Here is a 21,568-nt window from a genome sequence, read left to right on the forward strand (position 1 = left end):
GTGCTGGGGAGAACTACACCGATGTGATTCGACCGCTCGGTGGTGGTCGAGGTTCGTGGCGGCGGAGGATGGCCGGCGGGCCGGTACGCTGCCGCACCCTTTTCGCCCTGGAGGTGGCATGTCGCATCGTCTGGTCGTCGGTGTCTGCCTGCTCCTGGTCCTAGCCGCATGCGGCGAGGACGCCGAATCCACGACCACCACGGCCGTGTCGACGACCACCACCGTCACCACCGCCGCCGGCGTCGGGACCTCCTGGGAACGAGCGCCCGACGAACAGGAGGCCTTCGGTGGCACCGCCTATCAGGAGATGATGGCGGTGACCGAGGGCGGTCCGGGCCTGGTCGCCGTCGGCTGGCAGGAGACCGACAGCCAGAAGGACGCCGCGGTGTGGACCTCCGAGGACGGCTCCAACTGGCTGCGTGTCCCCTTCGACGAGACGACCTTCGGCGGCGCCTTCGAGCAGATGATGACTTCGGTGGTCGCCGCAGGCCCGGGTCTGGTGGCGGTCGGCTGGACCTCATCGGAGGTCGACGTCGACGCCGGCGTGTGGACCTCTGCCGACGGGCTCACCTGGTCGCCGGTTCCGGCGGACCCGGTGGCACTGGGCGGTCCCGACTGGCAGGGGATGAACTCCGTTACCGTGGGCGGACCCGGCCTGGTGGCTGTCGGGTTCGAGTGGTCGGAAGGCGAGAGGCATGCCGCGGTGTGGACCTCGGTGGACGGTCTCGCCTGGACACGGGTTCCCCACGACGAGGCGGTCTTCGATGGTCCCGGCGAGCAGATGATGAACGCGGTGACGGCCGGCGGGCCCGGCCTGGTGGCGGTCGGCCTCGAGTCGTCCTACTACGACGCCGCTGCCGCGGTGTGGACCTCTGCCGACGGGCTCGTCTGGACACGGGTTCCCCACGACGAGGCGGTGTTCGGCGGCCCCTCCGATCAGACCATGAGATCCGTTACCACCTCCTGGTCCGGCCTGGTGGCCGCCGGCGGGGACGAGTCCGGGGTCGACATGGCCGCCGCGGTGTGGACCTCTCCCGACGGGCTCGTCTGGACGAGGGTCCCCCACGACGAGGCGGTTTTCGGCGGACCCGACTGGCAGCGGATCAACTCGGTGGTGGCGTCGGGAACCCTCGTGGTGGCGGTCGGGTTCGACTGGTCAGGAGGCGACCTCGACGGGGCCGCCTGGGCCTCGTCGGACGGGGTCATCTGGTGGCGGGTTCCCCACGACGAGGCGGCCTTCGGCGGCACCGAGGATCAGCGGATCGAGTACGCGGTGGCCTGGGGCTCCGGTGTGGTCGCCGTGGGCTGGACCGGGTCCGCTGCCGGCCACCGCCCTGCGGTGTGGCTGGCCCGCCCTGCCGACTGATCCTGTCCACACCTGTGGACCGCTCTGGGGAGAACTACACGCGTGTGATTCGACCGCTCAGTGGTAGTTGAGGGTCATCATGAAGCCGACGGCGATCGACGCCAGCCCGGTGTAGAGGAACATGCTGCGCTGCCCCCCCGGCATCACGTCGACGTAGTTGAGGATGATCACCAGCACCCCCACCGCCATCAGCGAGAACATCAGCACCACGTACCAGGTGGGCGAGACCTTGCTCTCCTTGCGCACCGGCGGCGGCGTGATGGCCCGGCTCGGCCTGCGGCGTCCCTTCGACTTCGGCATGGTGCGCAAGGCTAGCGGCCCGGCGGCGGGCTACTCGCCGCAGCCGTACCCGCCGTTGACGTACTCGATGGTGTCGGCGCCGCTGGTGCCGGTGAGGGTCCCCCCGAGGTACTGGAACCCGGCGTCGGGCCTGATCCAGAAGGCGTCGCCGAACAACGGGTCGTCGCTCTCGATGTTCATCGTCGGCCAGATGGCCAACATCTCGGCCACCGTCACCCCCAGGTCGATGCTGTCCGGCGGGCCGGCGGTGAGGCGGGTCATCGCCGGCGAGTAGTAGCCGTACCAGACGAACTTGGGGGCGGTCCCGGCGACGAACGCCTCCACGTCGGAGAACATCAGGGTCAGGGCGTCGCCCAGGAACATCACCTGGCGCACCTGCGTGCCGGGACAGACGCCCAACGAGCCGGAGGAAGTGGGCATCCACCCGGTGTCACCGCTGGGCGGTCCCCAGAGGATCTCGGCGAGGCCGAGGACCGTCTCCGGGTCGGTGCCGAAGTCGGCGAACCCGATTCCCCACGGCTGGAAGAGGGGGGTGGGCACCGGGGGCGGTCCCAGAGTGGGTTCCGGGGCGGTGGTGCCCGGCGCCGCCGTGGTGGCAGGGGCAGACGTGGTGCTCGGCGCCGCCGTGGTGGCAGGGGCGGCGGTGGTGGCAGGCGCCTCGGTGGTCGCCGCCGGCTCGCTGCTGGTGGTGGCGCCTTCGGCCGTCGTCGTGGTCGAGCCGAACGGCAGCCCGCCTTCGTCGTCGCCGCAGGCGGCGGCCAGCAGCACCAGAACGAGCGAGATCGGGATGAAGCGGCGCATGATCCTCCTGTTCGTGCCTGGGGAGCCTATCCGCAGAGCCCGGTCGGCGCGGCTACCGGCGGGCTACTCCCAGCCGCACCCCTGGCCGCCGTCGACGTCGATCAGGGCATGGGCGCCGGTGAGCCCGGTCACGCGCCCGGAGAGACGGTCCTGACCTTTGAACCCGCCGGGGATGTACCAGAACCGCATCGAGCCGTCGAGCTCCGACTGGGACACGGTGGAGCCGGGCCACATCGCCAGGGCGTCGGCGACGCTGGTGCCCACATCGATGCTGAACGGCGGTCCCGAGGTGAGCGGGGTGGTGCCGGTGTACCCGTACCAGATGAAGTTCTCCACTCCGCCGGCAGCGTAGAAATCGCTGTCGGTGAACATCAGCGTGATGGTGTTCCCCAGGTAGGAGACCCGCCGGGCCCGGGTTCCGTAGCAGTACCCGAACCCGAGTGATCCGGAATCGAACACCCCTGAGGTGAAGGGGCCGCTGAACCAGCCGGTGTCGTTCGACGGGGCGCCCCAGATGAGGCCGGCGGTGTTCAGCACTGAGGCCATGTCGTCGCCGAAGTCGGCGAACCCGATCCCCCAGGGCAGGAACTGTGGCAGCGGTACCGGGGGCGGTCCCAGGGTGCCGATCGGATACACCGCAGTGGTGGTGGTCGCCGGAGCGACGGTGGTCGCCGGGGCCTCGGTGGTGGCCGGGGCGGCCGTCGTCGCCGGTGCGGCCGTCGTGGCGGGGGCCTCGGTGGTGGCCGGGGCGGCGGTGGCGGCGATGGTGCTCGTGGCCCCCAGCGGGAGCCCTCCCGAGTCGTCGCCGCAGGCGGCGGCCAGCAGGAGCATCGTCAGAGCGGCGGCGCCGAGACTTCGCATCTTCCTCCACTTCGCAGGTGCGGCGAAAGATACTCCGCCTACGGGCCGAACGCCGGACAGGCTGCCTTGGTGGGGTCGTTCACCGCCAGCCAGTACCTGATCTCGTACTTCCCGGCCACCAGCGGGATCACCTGATCCGGGAGCGGATCGATCTTGCGGATGGTCCCGTCATACAGCCCCGAGGCGTCGTGGCACAGGCCGTCGTCGGTGGTGGCCTGGGTCCAGGTGAACACCGGGAACTCGCCCCTGGCGTTCGGCTCCGCCGGCCCGTCCACAGGCAGCCCGTAGACGTCGACGTCGCTGGGCGCCCGCACGATGTCGAACACCACGGTCACCGTCGAGCCCTTCTCCAGGATCGTGCCCGGCGGCGGGGTCTGCTCCACCGCCCGCCCCTCGCAGGCGTGGCTGTCCAGGCCCGGGTCGGACGAGTACGCGTACTCGTCGACGGCGGTCCCGGTGGCCATCACCAGGTTGGCTGCCGCGATCTGGCTCTGCGCCGTGGCCTCGGTCACCGCCGCGGCGCACGGCGCCGCCCCGCCGGTGAACAGGTTGGGCACCAGGGCGCCCTCGATGCCGATGCTCACCGTCACCGTGGTGCCCACCGGATGGGTGGTGGTCGCCGCCGGGTTCTGCGACACCACCTTTCCGATGCTCGGGTCCCCGGGGGCGAGCAGGGTGTCGGCTCCCTTGTCGAACACCAGGCCGACCGCCTCCAGCTCGGACCGCGCCGTCGACTCCGAATCGCCCGTCACCGACGGGATCACCGCCGTGGTGGCGGCCCGCCCCACCCGCAGCGTCACCTGAGCTCCGAATTCCAGGGTGTCGCCGGCGTCCGGGTCCTGGTCGGCCACCTTCCCCGACAGCGGATCGTTCCAGGCCAGCTCCATCTCCTCGCCGAACACCACCTCGAACCCGAACTCCTCCAGGGTGGCCTGGGCCACCGTCGGGTCCTCACCCACCACCAGAGGCACCACCGAGGGCACAGCACCCTCGCTGACCACCACGGTGATGATCCCTCCCAGGGCCACCGCCTCCCCGGCCGCCGGTTCGGTCTCGATGACGAACCCCTCCAGCACGTCCGCCGACGGGCGGCGCTCGATCACGATCTGCGACGGCTGGAACCCGGCGCCTGCGAGGGTGAACAGGGCGTCGCTCTCGGTCTTGCCCACCACCTCGGGCACGATCAGGGCGTCGGCGCCCGCCGACACCGTCAGGTCCACAGTGGCTCCCGAGAGCACCAGATCGCCCGCCGCCGGCAGTTGCCCGATCACCGTGTCCGCCGGGATCGTGGGCGACGCCTCGTGCTTGATCTCGCCCACCACCAGCCCGGCCGCTTCGATCGCCGCCCGGGCGTCTTCGAGGGTCATGTCGATCACCCGGGGGACGCTGACGTTGGCGGGACCGCCCGAGACCAGCAGGGTCACCTCGGCACCCTCCTCGGCGGCGGTGCCCGCTGCCGGATCGGTGCCGGCGGCCAGCCCGGCGGCGATCTCGAGGTCGGCGACGGTCTCCTCACCCACCCGGGTCAGCCCCGCCTCGTCCAGGGCGAGGCGGGCCTCGGTGAGGGTCATCCCCCGCACCTCGGGGATGGTGAGGCCGGTCGGATCGCCACCACCCCCGACCATCTTGAGGATCAGGATCAGGCCCAGCCCGAGCAGTGCCGCCGCCGCCAGGATCCCGATCGTGATCGTCGTCCGGTCCATCCGGGGCGGCTCGTCGTACACCTCGTAGGCGTCCTCGTACTGGGGCCGGGGCGGTTCGTAGGGCTCCTCGAACGGCGACGCCGCCACGGCGGTCATCACCCGGGTGGGGGCCTCGTTGCTGGGGGAGGCAAGCGGCACCTGCCCGGCGAGCACCCGGCGCAGGTCGTCGGCCATCTCGGCGGCCGACTGGTAGCGGTCGTCCGGGTGCTTCTCCAACGCCTTGAGCACCACCGCCTCCAGGCCGGCGGGGACGTTGGGGTCGCGCCAGGAGGGCGGCTCCGGATCCTGGCGGACGTGCTGGTAGGCGACTGCCACCGGGCTCTCCCCAGTGAAGGGGGGCGCCCCGGCGAGCATCTCGTACAGGACCACCCCCAGCGAGTACAGGTCGCTGCGGGCGTCGGCGACATGTCCCTGTGCCTGCTCCGGGCTGAAGTAGGTGGCGGTCCCGATCACCGCCCCGGTGCGGGTGAGGTGCTCGGTGTCGTCGAAGGCCCTGGCGATCCCGAAGTCGGCCACCTTCACGGATCCGTCCGGGGTGAGCAGGATGTTGGCCGGCTTGATGTCGCGGTGCACCAGGCCCTGGGCATGGGCCGCCGAGAGGGCGGCCGCCACCTCGTACCCGATCTCCGCCACCCGGCGGGGCAGCAGCGAATCCTCCGAGCGGATCACGTCGCGCAGGTTCCGCCCCTGGACCAGCTCCATCACCATGAAATAGGTGCCGTCGTCCTCGCCCCAGTCGTGGACCGCCACCACCCCGGGGTGGGTCAGGTTGGCTGCGGCCTGCGCCTCACGCCGGAACCGCTCCACGAAGGCGTCGCTGGCGGCGTACTCGCCGTGGAGGATCTTGACCGCCACGTTTCGCCCCAGGCGCTCGTCGCGCCCCACCCAGACGTCGGCCATCCCCCCGCGTGCGATGTGGGAGATGAGGGCGTAGCGGCCCAGAAGGACACGGGATTCGTCCACGGCGGGGAATGGTAACCCCAGGTGGTGGAACCCATCGGATGCCGCTCAGCCGGGCGGGCTGGGCACCAGGGTCGACTCGTCGAGCACCCGCACCGGCATCGGCTGGCCGAACCCCTCGCACAGGGCCTCCTCGCCGTCCCCGCACCACACCAGACGCCCGCCGGAAATGGTCGATCGTGGTGTGGTCGAGGTCCCCCGTGACTGGTAGGCTGACCGCCAATCATCCCCGCCGTTCGTCTTCGGGCGAACAGGCGGGGTTTTCAATTCACTGGCGGATGTTGTAGTCGCGAGCGTCTTCGGACGACTGGTAGTCGTCCCGGTCGAGCCAGTGGCATCTCAGGTCAGCCCCACCGACGCGAAGACGGTTGCGACTTCCGGCCGGGCCGCGCCACGAAGCCACCTCCGGCCGCGGGCCGCCTCGAGCGTGGATCTCGAGGGCCGCCTCCAATGCGGGCACCAAATCGGTGTCGTTGGAGAACATGACTCCGACCTCGAACTCGCGCTTGATGCATCCCTGAATGAAATCCACGGCCAGCTGGACGTCCACACCCTTCTGGATCGGCACACCGTTGCGGTAGCGGAGTGTTCGATGCCGCACGACGGCACCGTTCCTCTCCAGCGTTGCGCATTGGCGCATGTGTGCAGCGTATGTACGCGGATCTCGGCTGTTGCTCGGGCGGCCCATGTACAGGCGTGCCTCACCAAAGACGCGGGGAATGCGAGACACACGCCTCGCCGCAATCCGGTGCCCTAGGGCGATGGGGTCGATTTGGCCCCTGGGTCGAGGATCTGCGTCTGTGAAGAACGCCTCCCGAGCGCCTTCGTAGACGTTCTGCCAGTCGTAGAAGACCACGAGGCGGTCGGCCACCTTGCTGGTCAACCAGGCTCGGCTCGAACCATGTCTTCACGAACAGCCGTCTCGAGCCTCCCGAGCACATCCCGGTTGGATCACACCGGGATGGCATTGCGCGTCTCCGCCGTCCGGGTCTCGGTCTCAGCAGTCTCGAATTCGCCGTGCGCCTTCTTGTCCTTCATGAGTAGTGCCAACCATGCCATCGGCCTGTGGCGAGGGGTAGACCTCAAGCTCTACAGGGCGAAACAGCATCTGAACGACCTGATGAACCTTGTCGCGCGTGTCGCGGCACGTGGTGAGTTCTACGACATCACCCGACATCCCGTGGAGGATGCGCGACGCGAGATGTTCCGGTTCGACGTCCGCAAGCCGATACCTGACGATGTTCCCCTCATCCTGGGTGATCTCTTGCACAACTGCCGATCTGCGCTCGATCACATGATTCATGCACTGTGGCTGAAGAATCGGCGAAAAGTGACGTCACGCGAGTTGCGTTTGCTCGGGTTCCCCATCGCCGCGAGCCTCAGCGAGTTCAACCCTGCTGAGAAGGTCGGCGGTGTATCCGCCGAAGCCTTCGCAGTCATCCAGAGGGTGCAGCCCTACAACCGATCTAGACCGGGACGCGACCCCCTCGCCCGGCTCCGTGAGCTGTCGAACGCCGACAAGCACCGCAACCTGAATCTCGCCTTCTGGCAGTTCCAATCGGTCGGGTGGATGGGTGAACCCGACGGGAAGTGGGAGTTCGTGACAGCCGACCGCCGGCTCGAAGACGGCACAGAGATCGCGGCGTTCTGCTGGCGTTCCGAGCCGAACCCGAACATCGACTTCGTCTTCTCCTGCGAGGTGGTGATCAGCGAAGGCCCTCAACCCTTCAATCGGGTCGGGATCGTCGCAGGGAAGATCTGCAAGGCAGTCTGTGATGTCCGCGACTCCCTCGAACCGTTGTTGAGCTAGTCGCAGGTCGCCGTCGCTTGCGACCCTCGCACGGAGCTTGGATGGTTCCGATCCCATGAAATGCCGCTCAGCCGGGCGGGCTGGGCACCAGGGTCGACTCGTCGAGCACCCGCACCGGCATCGGCTGGCCGAACCCCTCGCACAGGGCCTCCTCACCGTCCCCGCACCACACCAGACGCCCGCCGAGCAGGGTCGCCGCCGTCGTGATCCCGAGCAGGCCCTCGGGATCCTCCCCGAACCCAAGCGGGTCGGCGGAGAACACCACCAGGTCGGCCAGCAGCCCCGGCTGGATGCTCCCCCGCACGCCCTCGTCGGAGGTGATCCAGGCGGCGGTGGCGGTGAGCGAACGGATCGCCTCTTCGATGGTGAGCAGCTGCGCCTCCCGTCCCTCCCAGGGCTCGGCACCCGACTCCGACCACCCGGTGACCGCCCCGTACACCATCCGCATCGGCGACTTGGAGGTGGGGCCGAGCACGAACCCCGGTGGCGGGACGTCGACGCTCCCCACGAGCGTGATCCCGGCCTCGATCATGTCCCGCCACCGCCACACGGTCTCCAGCCCGGTGTCGGCGATCATCTCCCAGAAGGGCGGGTCGAACGGGAACTCGGCCTCTATCCCGCCGAGTTGCACGGAGGCGGTGATCCCCAGGGCGACCAGCCTCTCCAGCTGATCGTCGCGCACCTCAACGGCGTGCTCGATGCGATGGCGATGGGGCCTGGGGTCGGCGGCGATCGCCGCCTCCAGGGCGTGGAGCATCTGGTCCATCGTGTCGTCGTCGACCACGTGGGCGGCGATCTGCCAGCCCGCCGAGTGCATCTCGGCCACCACGGCGTCGAGCTCCTCCTGCGAGTACTTGTCGATCGACCCCCAGGCCTCGTCGACGTACAGCTTCACCCCGACGATCCGCAGGTGGTCGCCGATCATGGTCCCGGGGGTCAACCCCAGCCCGCGGAACCACTCGAGGTACTTCTCCTCGCCCTGCGGGGCGTTGAGCGCCATGTAGCCGTCGACCCGGGCCCCCATCTCGCCGACCTCGGCCGCCGCCACCACGCCGTCCCACCAGTAGGGGTCGAGTGCCATCTCGGTGGTGCCGGTCCACCCCCGGGCGAAGAGCGCCTGGGTCACCTCGGGAGCACCGTGCAGGCCCACCCAGGCGCCGCCCCACACGTACCAGTGGGAGTGGGCGTCGATGAACCCGGGGTAGAGGGCGCGGCCCCCCAGGTCGACGACGCTGGTGGCGGAACCTGCCAGGGCCATGACCTCCGCCTCGGTGCCCACGGCGACGATGCTGTCGCCGGTGACCGCCACCGCCTCGGCCAGCGGAGGGTCGGCCATGGTGACGATCGGCCCACCTCTCAGGATCAGGTCCACCCCCGGCGGGAGCGAAGTGGTGGTGGTCGTGGCCGCCTTCGTCGTGGTGGTCGCCGGCGTCGTGGTGGCGGCCAGGGTGGTGGCCGGATCGGCCGAACCGCCGGAGCAGGCGGCGGCGACCAGGCACAGGGCGGCAAGCGCGCCAAGGTACCGGCGCCGGATCACTTCTCTTCCGAACCCGCCGGCGTGGCGTCCACCACCGCCACGGTCACGTTGTCGATGCCGCCGGCGGCGTTGGCCGCCGCCACCAGGGCGTCGGCGGCACCCTCCGGGTCGTCGTGCTCGGTCAGGATGCGGAGGATCTCCTCGTCTTCGAGCAGGGCGGTGACCCCGTCGGAGCAGATCAGCACCCGGTCGCCCGCGGCAAGTTCGTGTTCGAAGACGTCCACCTCCACGGTGTGCTCCAGGCCGACCGCCCGGGTGAGCACGCTGCGGTAGGGATGGGCCTCGGCCTCGGCCTGTGTCATCCGCCCGGCGGCCATCATCTCGGCGACGAAGGAGTGGTCGGCGGTGATCCTGGTCAGCGAGCCATCGTGGAGCAGGTAGGCCCGGCTGTCGCCGACGTGGCCCACCTCCACGGTTCCGTCGCCGTCGAAGATGGCGAGGGTGAGGGTGGTCCCCATGCCGCTGAGGCGAGGGCGCTGTGCCGCCGCCTCCTGGACCGCCAGGTTGGCGGCGTTGACGCGGATGGTCGCCGGCCCGGACACGGTGGCAACCGCTTCGATGGCGGCCGCCGAGGCGATCTCACCGCCGGCGTGCCCGCCCATTCCGTCGGCCACCGCCGCCACCAGGTGTTCCGCCTCGCCTGCGGTCCCGGGGTCGGGGAACACCGCATCCTCGTTCTGGTCGCGCACCAGCCCGGTGTCGGTCCGGGTCGCCCAGCGAAACCGCAGCGGGGCGGCACTCATCGGGGGACGCCGAGCTCGTAGCGGACCCCACCGAACGAGATCACGTCTCCAAGGACGAGCGGTGTCGGTCCCTCCACCGGGCTCCCGTCGACGGCGGTGCCGTTGGAGGACCCCAGGTCGCCTATCCAGGTGGTGCCGGACTCGCGCCAGATGACGGCGTGGGTGCGGGAGACCTCCTCGTGGGGGATGTGGAGGTCGCTGGCGGTCGACCGGCCGGCGACGGCCCGGTTCACCCGGATCTCCAGTGAGGCGGCATCCGGATCGAGGGGATGCAGCGCCGCCCACGCCGGGCGGGTGCCCCTGCGGTTGGAGGCGGCCACCTGGATCTCCGAGCCGCGCTGCCCCGGGTCGATGGTCACCTCCACCTCGACCGGGCCCTCCAGCCGCCAGCCCCGCTCGGTGGCGGTCTCCTCGATGAAGGCGCACAGCTCGTCCTCCACCGCGGCCAGCGCCTCGGAGTCCACCGGTTCGCCCCCCATCGACACCTGATAGCGGTTGGGGATCGCCCATCCCCCGGTCACCTCGCGGATCTGCTCCTCGGCCCGGCGCAGGATCAGGGCGCCCAGCTCAACGGGATGGATGCGGCCGTGGAACAGCCGGGCCGCCAGGCCGTCCACCAGCCGCTCCAGGCGGCGCTCGATTTCCTTTGCCACACCCATCCCGGGAAGGCTAACGGCGCCCGGGGCGCTCCGACCGGCCCGTGGTACGATTCCCGGCCCTCGGGGGCGAGTGGCGGAATTGGCAGACGCGCAGGATTCAGGTTCCTGTGGGCTAACGCTCGTGGGGGTTCGACTCCCCCCTCGCCCACCCCGTGTCATACAGCCCTGCCGTCCGGAAGAAGCGGCGGCGCCGCCTTCTGGCCACACTCGCCCTGGTCGGGTCGTTCCTGGGTATCGCCTACGGCGTCACCCGGGCACAGAGCGACCAGGAGCTGGGGCGCGCCTACCTCGATCGTGCATTCGCCGTGGCCACCACCGCCTCCGACGTGTCGGAGCGCCTCACCGAACTGGTCACCGACGTCGAGTCGCTCAACCGGGCCACACTGCTGGAGAGGCTGGAGTCGATGGAGGCCGACGTGGAGGAGATGGTCGCCCTTCTCGACGATGCCGAGCCTCCCGGTTCGATGCTCGAGGCCAGCCTGTTCCTCAGGATCGCCGCCACCTCCTGGCGGTCAGGGATCAGCGACGCCCGCCAGGGGATACTCGCCCTCTCCTCCAACCCCCTCGACGAGCAGGGGGTGCAGTCGCTCACCCGGGGCCTCACCGACCTGCGGGTCGGCGACCGTGCCTACAGCGGTTTCCGCGGCGCCCTGGGCGACGTCGACACCACCCTCCAGGGCGGGCCGTTGCCATCGGTGGCGTTCGTCCCCACCGCCGACGACTCCCTGTTCGACCCGCGCGACCTGGCGCGGCGGATGTTCGTCGCCGGGACCATCACCCCGGTGAACGACCTGGCGGTCGCCGACCTCAAGCTGGAGCCGGGAGCGGTGGGGGAGTCGGGTGGACTGCCGGTGCTGGCGGTCACCGCCGATCAGAAGGCCGAGGTGACGGTCACCAACCGTGGCAACGTGCCGGCAACGGGGATCGTGGTCCGGCTCTCCCTCCTCTCCAATCAGGGCGGCCTCTACCAGGCGGAACAGGAAGTCCCGAGCCTGGATCCGGGCACCGGGGTCTCGCTGGTGTACTCGGACCTTCCGGTGGTCAAGGGGGACACATACCAGCTGACCGTCTCCTTGCCCGCCGGGGACGACGAAGAGGACAATGACCTGGTGACGTTCCGCTTCCTGGTCAACCCGGACGGCTGATATGGCGGCCCTGATCGTCGCCCTGGTCGCCCTCGCCGTCGGCGCCGTCGCCCTGGTGGTGACCCTGCAGGAACGCCGGCGGTTCGCCAACCTCCCCCGGGACGCCAACCTGCTCGACCAGATTCGCCGCCTCGACGAGGATCTGGCCATGGTGGAGGCTGCGGTGGCCCGGATGCAGCCGGTGCTCAAGTCGCTGGTGGACCGGATGCCGGGGGCGATCCGCTACGCCGCCGTGGTCACCTTCGACGCCAACGACGAGCGCACCGGGCACCTCTCCCGGGCGATCGCCCTGCTCAACGAGCGCAAGGACGGCCTGGTGATCACGCTGCTCCATGGCCCCCGCCAGTCGTTGTTCTTCACCAAGATGGTCGTCGAAGGCGCCGGCGTGGAGCCACTCTCCATCGAGGAGGAGACCGCCGTGCGCCGGGCCCTCGGCGCCGAGTAGCCGGGCCGCCCGCCTCCCGCCGCCGACCTACCATCCCCCCGTGATCGACGTCACCCTGCTGCGCACCGACCCCGAGGCCCTGGCCCGCTCCTTCACCCATCGCGGCCTGGAGGTGGACGTCGCCGCCCTGGTCGCCCTCGACGAGGAGCGACGCAAGGCGCGGGTGGCCGCCGAGGAGATCCGGGCCGAGCAGAACCGGGCGGGGAAGGAGATCTCCCGCCTCTCCGGGGAGGAGAAGCAGGCCGCCATCGCCGCTGCCGCCGACCTCGCCGACCGCTACCGGGAGGCCCTCGCCTTCGCCGACGAGCTCGACGCCCGCTTCGACGAGGTGTGGGTCCCGCTGCCCAACCCGCCCCATGGGTCGGTCCCCAGGGGTGGCGGCGAGGAGGACAACGTCGAGGTGAAGCGGTGGGGCGATCCGCCGGCATTCGGGTTCACCGCGCTCGACCACGTCGACCTGGGCGAGCGGCTGGGCATCCTCGATGTGGATCGCGGGGTCAAGGTGTCGGGATCCCGGTTCGCCTTCCTCAAGGGGCAGGCGGTCCTGCTCGAGTTCGCCCTGGTCCGCTGGGCGCTGGACCGTCTCGGAGCCGAGGGTTTCACCCCGGTGGTGCCCCCGGTGCTGGTGCGCGACCAGGCACTGTTCGGGACCGGGTTCTTCCCCGGGGCCCGGGAGCAGGTGTACGCCGTCGGGGTGTCACAGGAGGATGGGAGCGTCCAGGCCGACGACCTGTTCCTGGTGGGCACCGCCGAGGTGCCGCTGGCGGCGATGCACGCCGACGAGATCCTCCCCGGCGGCGACCTTCCCCTGCGCTACGCCGGGTTCTCCACCTGCTTCCGGCGCGAGGCGGGGACCTACGGCAAAGACACCCGGGGGATCTTCCGGGTTCACCAGTTCGACAAGGTGGAGATGTTCTCCTTCGCCCGCTCCGAGCGGTCGTGGGAGGAGCACGAGGCGCTGCTCGCCGTCGAGGAGTCGCTGATCCAGGCGCTGGGGATCCCCTACCGGGTGGTGAACGTGTGCAGCGGCGACCTGGGCGACTCGGCCGCCAAGAAGTACGACATCGAGGCCTGGTTCCCCGGCCAGGGCGGGTACCGGGAGATCACCTCCTGCTCCAACACCACCGACTACCAGGCGCGTCGCCTGAAGATCCGCTACCGCGACGAGGGCGGCGACCCGACGGTGGCCCACACCATCAACGGCACGGCGGTGGCGGTGGGCCGCACCCTGATCGCCCTGCTGGAGAACGGCCAGCAGGAGGACGGGTCGGTGCTGCTCCCCGAGGTGCTCCACCCCTACACCGGCTTCGAGCGGCTGTCGTGAGCGGTCGGGAGGTGTTCTCCCGGATCGCCCGGCGCTACGACCGGCTCAACCGGATCCTGTCGCTGGGTCGGGACGACGATTGGCGCCGCACCGCCATCGCCCACCTTCCCCCGGGGCGGGTGCTCGACCTGGGGGCGGGGACCGGGGCGGCCAATTCCGACTTCGGCGACCGGGAGGTGGTGGCGCTCGACCCGGCGCCGGGGATGCTCGCCCTCAATCAGGCTCCGCTGCGCGTGGTGGGAAAGGGGGAGCGCCTCCCCTTCCCCGACGGGTCGTTCGACGGGGTGTTCTCCGCCTACGTGGTGCGCAACCTGGACTCCCTGCCCGAGACCCTGGCCGAGGTGGCGCGGGTGCTGCGACCGGGCGGCGTGGCTGCGATCGTCGACCTGGGGCGTCCGGAGCGGGCGTGGAAGCGGCGGTTGCACCGGGCGGGGACGGCGGTGGTGCTGCCCCTCGCCGGTCTGGCGGTGGGGGCGTTACGGGAGTATCGATACCTGCATCGCAGCCTGGACCGGCTGCCGCCGCCGCAGGTCCTCTACGCCGGGGGGCCGCTGCCGGTGGAGCGAGTCTGGAGGATGGGCCCACTCGGGTTCGTCTACGGGGTCGTGCTGCGCAAGCCGGGCGGATGAGGAGCGGAGGGCCGTGGCGGAGGGAGGGGGATTCGAACCCCCGTGGCGACTTTCACCGCCAACACGCTTTCCAGGCGTGCGCACTAGGCCAGACTATGCGATCCCTCCGGAATGGCCGCGAGTGTAGGAGAGGGCATGGACGTCGAACCATATGAGGCGGCGATGCGGCTGGCACTCGAAGAGGCGCGCTCAGCCGTCGAACACGGTGACGTGCCGGTGGGTGCGGTGCTCCTCGACTCGTCCGGGGTGGTGGTGGCCCGGGATCACAATCGCAAGGAGGAGCGGGCCGATCCGACCGCCCACGCCGAGATCCTGGTCCTCTCCGCCGCCGCCCGCGCCGCGGGGGACTGGAGGCTGACCGGCCACACGCTGGTGGTGACGCTCGAGCCGTGCGCCATGTGCGCCATGGCGGCCGTGTGGGGCCGGGTGGAGCGGATCGTGTATGGGGCGCCCGATCTGAAGGCGGGGGCGGCTTGGAGCCTGTACAACGTCCCCCAAGACGAGCGGCTCAACCATCGATGCGACCTGGTGGCCGGGGTGCTCGCCGAGGAGGCGGGGAACCTGCTCGAGGCGTTCTTCGAGGGGCAGCGGGGTCGACCCGGCTGAGCGCCCCTACACTTTCGGCGGCCGGAGCCGATCCCGCATGAGGGGGCGTCGGTCGAGTGGAGGGGTGGCCGAGCGGTCGAAGGCGGCAGTCTCGAAAACTGTTGGGCCGGGTTACCGGTCCCGTGGGTTCAAATCCCACCCCCTCCGCCAGTACGGCTGCCGCCCCAAGGTCTGCGATGATTCCCCGTGGAGGGATGGCCGAGCGGACTAAGGCGGCAGTCTTGAAAACTGCTGGGCCTTTCGGGGTCCCGTGGGTTCGAATCCCACTCCCTCCGCGATCCGTCCCGGAGGGGGCGGCATGGAGAGATGGCCGAGTGGTCGAAGGCGCTCGCCTGCTAAGCGAGTAAGGGGTGTAAAGCCCCTTCGAGGGTTCAAATCCCTCTCTCTCCGCAACTCCTGGGGGTCCGGTCGTGGGTCCGTTTCCCCCTGCATGGGGCGGGGTTTCCTCCCCTTCGCAGTGGGGTGAATCCGTCGCGGCGACGGCCCGGTGTTTCCTCCCCCCGCAGGGGGGAGTACGGCGAAGCCGGGCGGGGGGCAGGAGCAACGGTGATCGGGACCCGGCCTTGCCGTGGGTGATGTCGCGTGGTGCCCCCTCCGGCCCTTCGGGCCACCTCCCCCTTCGGGGGAGGGAACCTCTGCGCCAGCCCTTCTGACCTTGGCCAGTGTTCGCGCACGATGACGACCGTCTTCCACCAAGGCCGCCAGCGACTCATCATCATCGTGTGCCCAGACCTGCCCACTCGCTTCGCGCCGCCGCTCGGGCCAGGAGCCTGCGACGCGAGCAGACGGTTTCGGAGGCGAACCTCTGGGGAGGGATCGCGCGCAGACAGGCCGGTGCCAGGTTTCGTCGCCAGGTGCCGATGGGCGAGTGGATAGTCGACTTCGCCTGCTTCGACCCGAAGCTCGTGATCGAGGTCGACGACCCCTCGCATGACTGGAGGGACGAGGCGGCGCGTACCGCGTACATCGAGTCGCTCGGCTTCATGATCCTGCGATTCGACAACGCCGAGATTGCCGACGACGCAGCGGCCGCCATCAACACGGTGGCCGGCTGGGTCGAGGCACTGCGCCGCGGGGAGGATCCGAGGCTCGACTGAGTAGACGACACTCCCTGCCCACGGTCGGAGTGGTACTCCGACGTGGCGACGGCTCGGTGTTTCCTCCCCCCGCAGGGGGGAGTACGGCGAAGCCGGGAGGGGGGCAGAAGCAACGGTGGTTGGGACCCGGCCTTGCCGTGGGTGATGTCGCGTAGTGCCCCCTCCGGCCCTTCGGGCCACCTCCCCCTTCGGGGGAGGGAATCTCGCCGGACCTGTGTTTCGCCTTGCCCCCTCCGGCCCTTCGGGCCACCTCCCCCTTCGGGGGAGGGAATCTCGCCGGACCTGTGTTTCGCCTTGCCCCCTCCGGCCCTTCGGGCCACTTTCCGGGGGAGGGAATCTCGCCGGCCCTGTGTTTCGCCTTGCCCCCTCCGGCCCTTCGGGCCACTTCCCGGGGGAGGGAATCTCGCCGGCCCTGTGTTTCGCCTTGCCCCCTCCGGCCCTTCGGGCCACCTCCCGGGGGAGGGAACGTCGCCGCCGGCCCTTCGGATCTCCGATCTGATCGCCAGTGGGGAAGGGAGGCTCACGGTTTCCTCCCCTTCGCATGGGCCAGAAACACAGCAGTGATCGAGCCCCCGCCGATCGCTACCCTTCCCTGCGATCGTGCTAGGCGGGGCGCTAGGGGTGCCCTGAACCCGAAACCCTCTATACGCGGGGCCGAATCCCCGCCCGAGGGTCGTCCATGGTCGGGTCAGCGCCGGACACGTGGTGTTGAAGGCCGGGTCCCACGCGGCGGGGCGCCGTGAAACGGGTCAGGTCCGGAAGGAAGCAGCCCTAAGCGGTCAGCCCTGGGTGCCGTGGGTGCGCCTGGTCCGAGCCGTCGGTCCGGAACGCGCCGGTTGTGGCGATTCGAAGGCGGGGTGCACGATCCCTTCAGACGCTTCGGCGCGCCGGTTCTCATCGCATCTTCATCTTGCGGTGGGAACCTTGGGCCGGGGCCGAGCGTCCTCATCGACAGCGAACCAGGAGACACCATGGCTGCAAAGAAGAAGGATGCGGAGGCCACCACGGCGGAGACGGCCCCTGCGCCAGAACCGGCGGAACCGGCCGCTACCCCCGCCGATCCGAAGCAGGACCGCACGATGGTTTGGGCCATGACCTTCCTCGTCGCCGTTGCCGTGTTCGCCGGCGGGTTCGTCATGGGTCGCACCACGGCCGAAGAGAACTCGACGGCGCTTCCTTTCCCGTTCGACGACCTCCCTGGAGAGTTCCCCGGCGACGGCCCGTTCGGCGGGGACGGCCCGTTCGGCGGGGACGGCCCGTTCGGCGGGGACGGCCCGTTCGGCGGGGACGGCCCGTTCGGCGGGGACGGCCCGTTCGGCGGTGACGGCCCGTTCGGCGGATGGGAGCACGGGTTCACCTGCGTGCCGCTTCCGGCACCTGGTGACGGTTCCGGCGACGAGGCGCCTCCGGTCGTGATCGACGCCGGCGGCTACCTCGGAATCGGCGGGGTCGACAGGCGCGCATCGGTCCAGGTGGTGGAGGTCGCCCCGGGCTCTCCCGCCGACGAGGCCGGGATCGAGCCGGGGGATCGCATCATCTCGTTCGACGGTACCGCGGTCGAGTCGATGGACCACCTGGCCCGGATGGTTCGCTCCACACATCCCGGAACCGAGGTGGAGGTCGTGCTCGGTGGCGGTGGCGGTCCCCGCACGGTGACGGTCACCATCGGTGAGCGACCCGACCAGGGCTGAGTGACGCCGGGCAGGGCGATACCCTGCCGGGATGCGCCGGCTGCTGATCGCCCTGCTCCTGGTCGCCGCCTGCGGCGACGGCGCGACGGGTGACCTTCCCTCGGCCACCGATCTGTTGCCGCGCGCCGCCGAGGCGATGGCCTCCGTGGAGTCCGCCGAGTTTCAGATGACCGCATCGGGTGCCCCGGTTCTCGTCACCGGGCTCGGGTTCGTCTCTGCCACCGGCGCCTACGTGGCGCCGGACCGCGCCTCGGCTGCCCTCCAGATGAAGGTCGGCGACCTGACCGTCGAGCTGGCAACCGTCTCGGTTGCAGAACGGACCTGGATCACCGAGCCGCTGACGGGCGCCTGGAACGAGCTCACCCCCGGCACCGGGTTCAACCCGGCGATCGTCTTCGGGAGCGACGGCTGGGTGGCGGTCCTCTCAGGCGGGCTCGCCGACGCCCAGGTCACCGGGAGCCGTGACGGCGCCTATATGGTGGAGGGCACCGCCTCTGCGGAGCGGGTCGACTTTCTCACCGCCGGCCTGGTCGAAGGGCAGGCCGTGCGGATCACCCTGCTGGTCGATGCCGAGACCTCACGGTTGCGCCAGGCCGACTTCACCACCGACGACGATGCTGGCGAGACGTCGTGGCGGATCGTGCTCGGTCCCTACGACGGGCCGCTCACCGTCACGCCCCCGGGCTGATCGTGGGCGGACGGAGACGGGCTTCGGCGGGCGCGGTGCTCGCCGTCGTCGGGTTCGGCGTCTTCGTCGCCGCCGACGACCTGACCGTCGCCACCACGATGCTGCGCCAGATCATCGGCGACCTCGACATCCCCCTGCCCGAAGGGTTCGACCGCGCCGCCTGGATCGTCAACGGATACCTGATCGCCTACGTGGCGGTGATGCCGATCGCCGGTCGCCTTGGCGACGTCTTCGGACGACGGCGCGTGTTCGTCACCGCCCTTGCCCTGTTCGGGATCGGCTCGCTGCTCATCCCCCACGCCACCACGCTGGGACCGTTCCTGGCGGGACGGGTCCTCACCGCCCTCGGAGGCGGGGCGATGGTCCCGGTGGCGCTGTCCGCCGTCGGCGACGTCTACCGGGAGGGGGAGCGGGGCCGAGCCCTGGGCATCCTCGGGGCCCTGGAGACCCTGGGGTGGGTGTGGGGCCCGCTGTTCGGCGCCCTCCTGGTGCGGTTCCTCGACTGGCGCTGGCAGTTCCACCTCAACGTCCCGCTGGCGGTGATCGGCATCGGGCTGGCTTGGTGGGCGATGCGAGACCTGGGTGAGCCACAGCCCGGGCGGCGCCTCGACCTCCCGGGTGCCGCCGCCATGACGATCGGGCTTGTGGCCCTGGCCACCGGCCTCCTCGAGCTGGGCGACATCGCCACCGCATCCGACCTGGCCGGGCTCGGCCGGTCGGGCGGGATGCCGGTGTGGCCGCTGTTCCTGGTGGGACTGTCCTCGCTGGCGGTCTTCGCCGTCTGGGAGAGGCGGGCTCCCGACCCGCTCCTGGAACCTGCCGTCGTGGGCTCGGGGGAGGTGCCGGTGGCCCTCGTGCTGAACCTGCTTCTCGGCGCCGTGCTGGCGGTGGCGATGGTCAACGCTCCGCTGTTCGTCAACCTGGTGGTGGAGAACGACCTGAGGAGGGCGGCGGTGGTGAGCGGATGGGTGCTCACCGCCCTCACCGCTTCGATGGCGCTCACCTCCCCGGTAGGGGGATGGCTCACCGACCGCACCTCGCGGCGTCTCCCCGTCCTGACCGGGGCGGTGATCGCCACCGTCGGACTGGCTCTGGCCGGGTTGCAGTGGCAGGTGGGGGTGTCGGCCTGGGCGATGTCCGCTCATCTGGTCATGGTGGGCGGAGGGTTGGGGCTGATGACCGCCCCCATCACCGCCGCCGTGGTCGACACCGTTCCCGCCGACCGTCGCGGCGTGGGTGCTGCCCTGGTAGTGGTGGCCCGGCTCGTGGGGCTCACGGTTGGCCTCGCCGGGCTGACCGCCTGGGCCCTGCACCGCTACGGCACGCTGCGCAGCGAGATCGTGCTCCCGCCGCTCACCGACCCGGCGTACCCGGACGCCGCCGCAGCCGCCCAGGCCAGTCTGTCGGCGACGGTCCTGGCCGAGACCTTCCTGATCAGCGCCGCCGTGGCGCTGCTGAGCGCCGTCGTGGCCGCGTGGCTCAGGACGCAGAGGGCGTCGACTGCGACTCCACCCACTCGGTGACCAGATCGCCGAGCACCTCCAGCGGCACCGCGCCCGATTCGAGCACGGCGTCGTGGAAGCCCTTGATGTCGAAGCTGCTCCCCAGCGCCTCCTCGGCCATCTTTCGCTGGCGGAAGATCTCGCGTTGACCGATCTTGTAGGCCAGGGCCTGGCCGACGTACCCGATGTAGCGGTCCACCTCGTTGGCGATGTTGTTGGTCGCCAGGGGGGAGTTGTCCTCCAGGTACTCGATCGCCTGGCGGCGGCTCCACCCCATGGCGTGCAGGCCGGTGTCCACCACCAGGCGGCCCGCCCGCCATGAGTCGAAGGCGAGGACACCCATCCGCTCCAGATCGCCCGAGTACAGGCCCATCTCCTCGGAGAGGCGCTCGGTGTACAGCCCCCACCCCTCGGTGTAGGCGGTCATGAGGGCGTGGCGGCGATAGGAGGGCAGACCCTCCAGCTCCTGGGCGAGCGCCAGCTGCAGGTGGTGGCCGGGGATGCTCTCGTGGAAGGCGAGGGCCTCCGACTCGAAGCGGGTGCGGGTCTCGGGCTGGGAGAGGTTGATGAAGAAGATGCCGGGCCGGGAGCCGTCGTCGGCGGGTGGGAAGTAGTAGGCGATGGTGGTGTCCTCGGCGCCGACCTCGGGTACCGGCTGCACGATGCACGGGGCCTCGGGCAGCCGACCGAACCAATCCGGGACCGCCTGGCGGGCCCTCTGCAGAGCGCTCTCGGCGGCCTGATGCACCTCCTCTGCAGTCCGGAAGCGGAGGTCGGGGTCGTTGCGTAGGCGGTCGTAGACGATGGGGATGTCGTCGGTTCCGAGCACCTTGGCGCCGAGGTCGCGGTACTCGTCCTCGAGGGCACCGATCTCGTCGAGGCCGATGCGGTGCACGTCGGCGGCGTCGAGGTCGAGCGAGGTGTAGCGGTGCACCGCCCGCCGGTACACCTCCTCGCCGTCGGGGAGCCAGCACACCCCCGAGCGCTCAGGGGGCCGGGCTGCCGGCAGGATCTCGCCGGCCACCGCCTCCCGATATCGGGCGAATCCGGGGGTGACCGAGTCTGTGATCTGCTCCGCCATGGCGTTGCGCCAGCGCTGTCTCTGCAGGTCGTCCCAGGACTCGGGGAGCGTGATCTGCAGGAACGGGTTCTTGTTCATCGGCAATGCGGCGTAGGCGTCGAGCTGGCCGATGACCTTCTCGACGGAGATCCGGGGCGGAGTGCGGCCGGAGGCCACTCCCTGGCGGTGACGCTCGATCGCCTGGTCGAAGAGCCTGCCCACCTTGGAGGCCTTCTCCACGAACGCCCATGCGTGGGCGTCCTCCATGGCCCTCAGCTGAGGGATCCCCTGAATGATGTCCATGTGGATCCCCAGCATCGGATCCACCGTGATTTCGGCCATCCGGCTCTGCAGGGAGCCCCTGATCCCTTCCACCTCGGCGAGCAGGACGGCGCGTCCTATGCGGTCCTGGCGGTCCAGGTTGATCGGATCGATGGCGGCCGTCTGGTCGGCTATCCCGCCCAACGCCTCGATCAGGGCGTCCTCGCGTTCCCGGGAGAGGTCTTCGACCTCGGCGTCGAACCGATGGTCGCCGAGGAGGCTGGCCCACATCGGGCTGCTCTCCAGGGCGAGGTCCCAGAACCTGCTGCCGAGGCGTTCGAGTTGCTCGTTCATGCCACCTCCCGGGTTGCAGGAACCTT

At 70.3% G+C, this 21,568-nt stretch carries 20 protein-coding genes, 5 tRNA genes and 1 other RNA gene; 16 read left to right on the forward strand and 10 right to left on the reverse strand.

Going from position 1 to position 21,568, the window contains the following annotated elements:
- Window positions 1–118: 118 nt before the first annotated feature.
- The gene (locus QY307_07420) at window positions 119–1,366 is read left to right on the forward strand and encodes a hypothetical protein (protein ID WKZ81923.1); all 1,248 of its coding nucleotides are present in this window, start codon (window positions 119–121) and stop codon (window positions 1,364–1,366) included.
- Window positions 1,367–1,423: 57 nt separating this feature from the next.
- Here the strand turns inward: QY307_07420 and QY307_07425 are convergent, their stop codons facing one another.
- From QY307_07425 to QY307_07445, 5 genes are all read right to left on the reverse strand, one after another.
- Window positions 1,424–1,666, reverse strand: a complete 243-nt coding sequence (locus QY307_07425) for a cell division protein CrgA (GenBank protein ID WKZ81924.1) — start codon at window positions 1,664–1,666, stop codon at window positions 1,424–1,426.
- 30 nt (window positions 1,667–1,696) lie between these two features.
- Window positions 1,697–2,467, reverse strand: a complete 771-nt coding sequence (locus QY307_07430) for a hypothetical protein (GenBank protein ID WKZ81925.1) — start codon at window positions 2,465–2,467, stop codon at window positions 1,697–1,699.
- Between the two features lie 63 nt (window positions 2,468–2,530).
- The gene (locus QY307_07435; GenBank protein WKZ81926.1) at window positions 2,531–3,328 is read right to left on the reverse strand and encodes a hypothetical protein; all 798 of its coding nucleotides are present in this window, start codon (window positions 3,326–3,328) and stop codon (window positions 2,531–2,533) included.
- A gap of 38 nt (window positions 3,329–3,366) precedes the next feature.
- Window positions 3,367–5,994, reverse strand: a complete 2,628-nt coding sequence (pknB, locus tag QY307_07440; protein ID WKZ81927.1) for a Stk1 family PASTA domain-containing Ser/Thr kinase — start codon at window positions 5,992–5,994, stop codon at window positions 3,367–3,369.
- A 265-nt stretch (window positions 5,995–6,259) separates the two neighbouring features.
- The gene (locus QY307_07445; protein ID WKZ83777.1) at window positions 6,260–6,847 is read right to left on the reverse strand and encodes an NYN domain-containing protein; all 588 of its coding nucleotides are present in this window, start codon (window positions 6,845–6,847) and stop codon (window positions 6,260–6,262) included.
- Between QY307_07445 and QY307_07450 the strand changes: the two genes are divergently transcribed.
- Window positions 6,764–7,801: a hypothetical protein gene (locus QY307_07450; protein ID WKZ83805.1), complete on the forward strand. Its 1,038-nt coding sequence runs from the start codon at window positions 6,764–6,766 to the stop codon at window positions 7,799–7,801. The two genes, QY307_07445 and QY307_07450, sit on opposite strands and share 84 nt — an antisense overlap.
- 67 nt (window positions 7,802–7,868) lie before the next feature.
- Here the strand turns inward: QY307_07450 and QY307_07455 are convergent, their stop codons facing one another.
- From QY307_07455 to QY307_07465, 3 genes are read right to left on the reverse strand one after another with little or no spacing between them, the layout of a single operon-like run.
- Window positions 7,869–9,338, reverse strand: coding sequence for an amidohydrolase family protein (locus QY307_07455; protein ID WKZ81928.1), 1,470 nt, complete (start codon window positions 9,336–9,338; stop codon window positions 7,869–7,871).
- Window positions 9,335–10,081 (reverse strand): protein phosphatase 2C domain-containing protein, encoded by a 747-nt coding sequence (locus tag QY307_07460; protein WKZ81929.1) that lies wholly within the window; start codon window positions 10,079–10,081, stop codon window positions 9,335–9,337. Before QY307_07460 ends, QY307_07455 begins: the two co-directional genes overlap by 4 nt.
- Window positions 10,078–10,740, reverse strand: coding sequence for a DUF3662 and FHA domain-containing protein (locus tag QY307_07465; protein ID WKZ81930.1), 663 nt, complete (start codon window positions 10,738–10,740; stop codon window positions 10,078–10,080). Before QY307_07465 ends, QY307_07460 begins: the two co-directional genes overlap by 4 nt.
- Before the next feature lie 64 nt (window positions 10,741–10,804).
- Here QY307_07465 and QY307_07470 point away from each other — a divergent pair.
- From QY307_07470 to QY307_07490, 5 genes are all read left to right on the forward strand, one after another.
- Window positions 10,805–10,888: transfer RNA gene (locus QY307_07470), tRNA-Leu, on the forward strand.
- Window positions 10,889–10,892: 4 nt separating this feature from the next.
- Complete coding sequence (locus QY307_07475; GenBank protein ID WKZ81931.1) at window positions 10,893–11,885, forward strand: hypothetical protein; 993 nt, start codon at window positions 10,893–10,895, stop codon at window positions 11,883–11,885.
- Between the two features lies 1 nt (window position 11,886).
- Window positions 11,887–12,330: a DUF4446 family protein gene (locus QY307_07480; protein WKZ81932.1), complete on the forward strand. Its 444-nt coding sequence runs from the start codon at window positions 11,887–11,889 to the stop codon at window positions 12,328–12,330.
- 40 nt (window positions 12,331–12,370) lie between these two features.
- On the forward strand, window positions 12,371–13,654 hold the full coding sequence (serS, locus tag QY307_07485; GenBank protein WKZ81933.1) for a serine--tRNA ligase: 1,284 nt from the start codon (window positions 12,371–12,373) through the stop codon (window positions 13,652–13,654).
- Window positions 13,651–14,283, forward strand: a complete 633-nt coding sequence (locus tag QY307_07490; GenBank protein WKZ81934.1) for a class I SAM-dependent methyltransferase — start codon at window positions 13,651–13,653, stop codon at window positions 14,281–14,283. Before serS ends, QY307_07490 begins: the two co-directional genes overlap by 4 nt.
- 14 nt (window positions 14,284–14,297) lie before the next feature.
- Here the strand turns inward: QY307_07490 and QY307_07495 are convergent.
- Window positions 14,298–14,391: transfer RNA gene (locus tag QY307_07495), tRNA-Ser, on the reverse strand.
- Between the two features lie 27 nt (window positions 14,392–14,418).
- Between QY307_07495 and QY307_07500 the strand changes: the two genes are divergently transcribed.
- The 9 genes from QY307_07500 (at window position 14,419) to QY307_07540 (ending at window position 19,888) form a co-directional block, all read left to right on the forward strand.
- The gene (locus tag QY307_07500; protein ID WKZ81935.1) at window positions 14,419–14,889 is read left to right on the forward strand and encodes a nucleoside deaminase; all 471 of its coding nucleotides are present in this window, start codon (window positions 14,419–14,421) and stop codon (window positions 14,887–14,889) included.
- A gap of 58 nt (window positions 14,890–14,947) precedes the next feature.
- Window positions 14,948–15,039 (forward strand) — tRNA-Ser (locus QY307_07505).
- Window positions 15,040–15,077: 38 nt separating this feature from the next.
- Window positions 15,078–15,164: transfer RNA gene (locus QY307_07510), tRNA-Ser, on the forward strand.
- A 25-nt stretch (window positions 15,165–15,189) separates the two neighbouring features.
- Window positions 15,190–15,279: transfer RNA gene (locus QY307_07515), tRNA-Ser, on the forward strand.
- Window positions 15,280–15,611: 332 nt separating this feature from the next.
- Window positions 15,612–15,986, forward strand: coding sequence for a DUF559 domain-containing protein (locus QY307_07520; protein WKZ81936.1), 375 nt, complete (start codon window positions 15,612–15,614; stop codon window positions 15,984–15,986).
- 598 nt (window positions 15,987–16,584) lie between these two features.
- Window positions 16,585–16,851, forward strand: an RNA gene (gene ffs / locus QY307_07525) — signal recognition particle sRNA large type.
- Window positions 16,852–16,957: 106 nt separating this feature from the next.
- Window positions 16,958–17,677: a PDZ domain-containing protein gene (locus QY307_07530; protein WKZ81937.1), complete on the forward strand. Its 720-nt coding sequence runs from the start codon at window positions 16,958–16,960 to the stop codon at window positions 17,675–17,677.
- 31 nt (window positions 17,678–17,708) lie between these two features.
- Window positions 17,709–18,365 carry an LppX_LprAFG lipoprotein gene (locus QY307_07535; GenBank protein WKZ81938.1) on the forward strand — a complete coding sequence of 219 codons (657 nt, stop codon included), beginning with the start codon at window positions 17,709–17,711 and terminating at the stop codon, window positions 18,363–18,365.
- A gap of 2 nt (window positions 18,366–18,367) precedes the next feature.
- Window positions 18,368–19,888 (forward strand): MFS transporter, encoded by a 1,521-nt coding sequence (locus tag QY307_07540; protein ID WKZ81939.1) that lies wholly within the window; start codon window positions 18,368–18,370, stop codon window positions 19,886–19,888.
- On the opposite strand, the gene QY307_07545 is transcribed toward QY307_07540, so the two are convergent.
- Window positions 19,845–21,542: a DUF885 domain-containing protein gene (locus QY307_07545; protein ID WKZ81940.1), complete on the reverse strand. Its 1,698-nt coding sequence runs from the start codon at window positions 21,540–21,542 to the stop codon at window positions 19,845–19,847. The genes QY307_07540 and QY307_07545 overlap by 44 nt on opposite strands.
- Window positions 21,543–21,568 lie beyond the last annotated feature (26 nt).

The organism is Acidimicrobiia bacterium (assembly GCA_030584185.1).
Taxonomy (GTDB): domain Bacteria; phylum Actinomycetota; class Acidimicrobiia; order Spongiisociales; family UBA11373.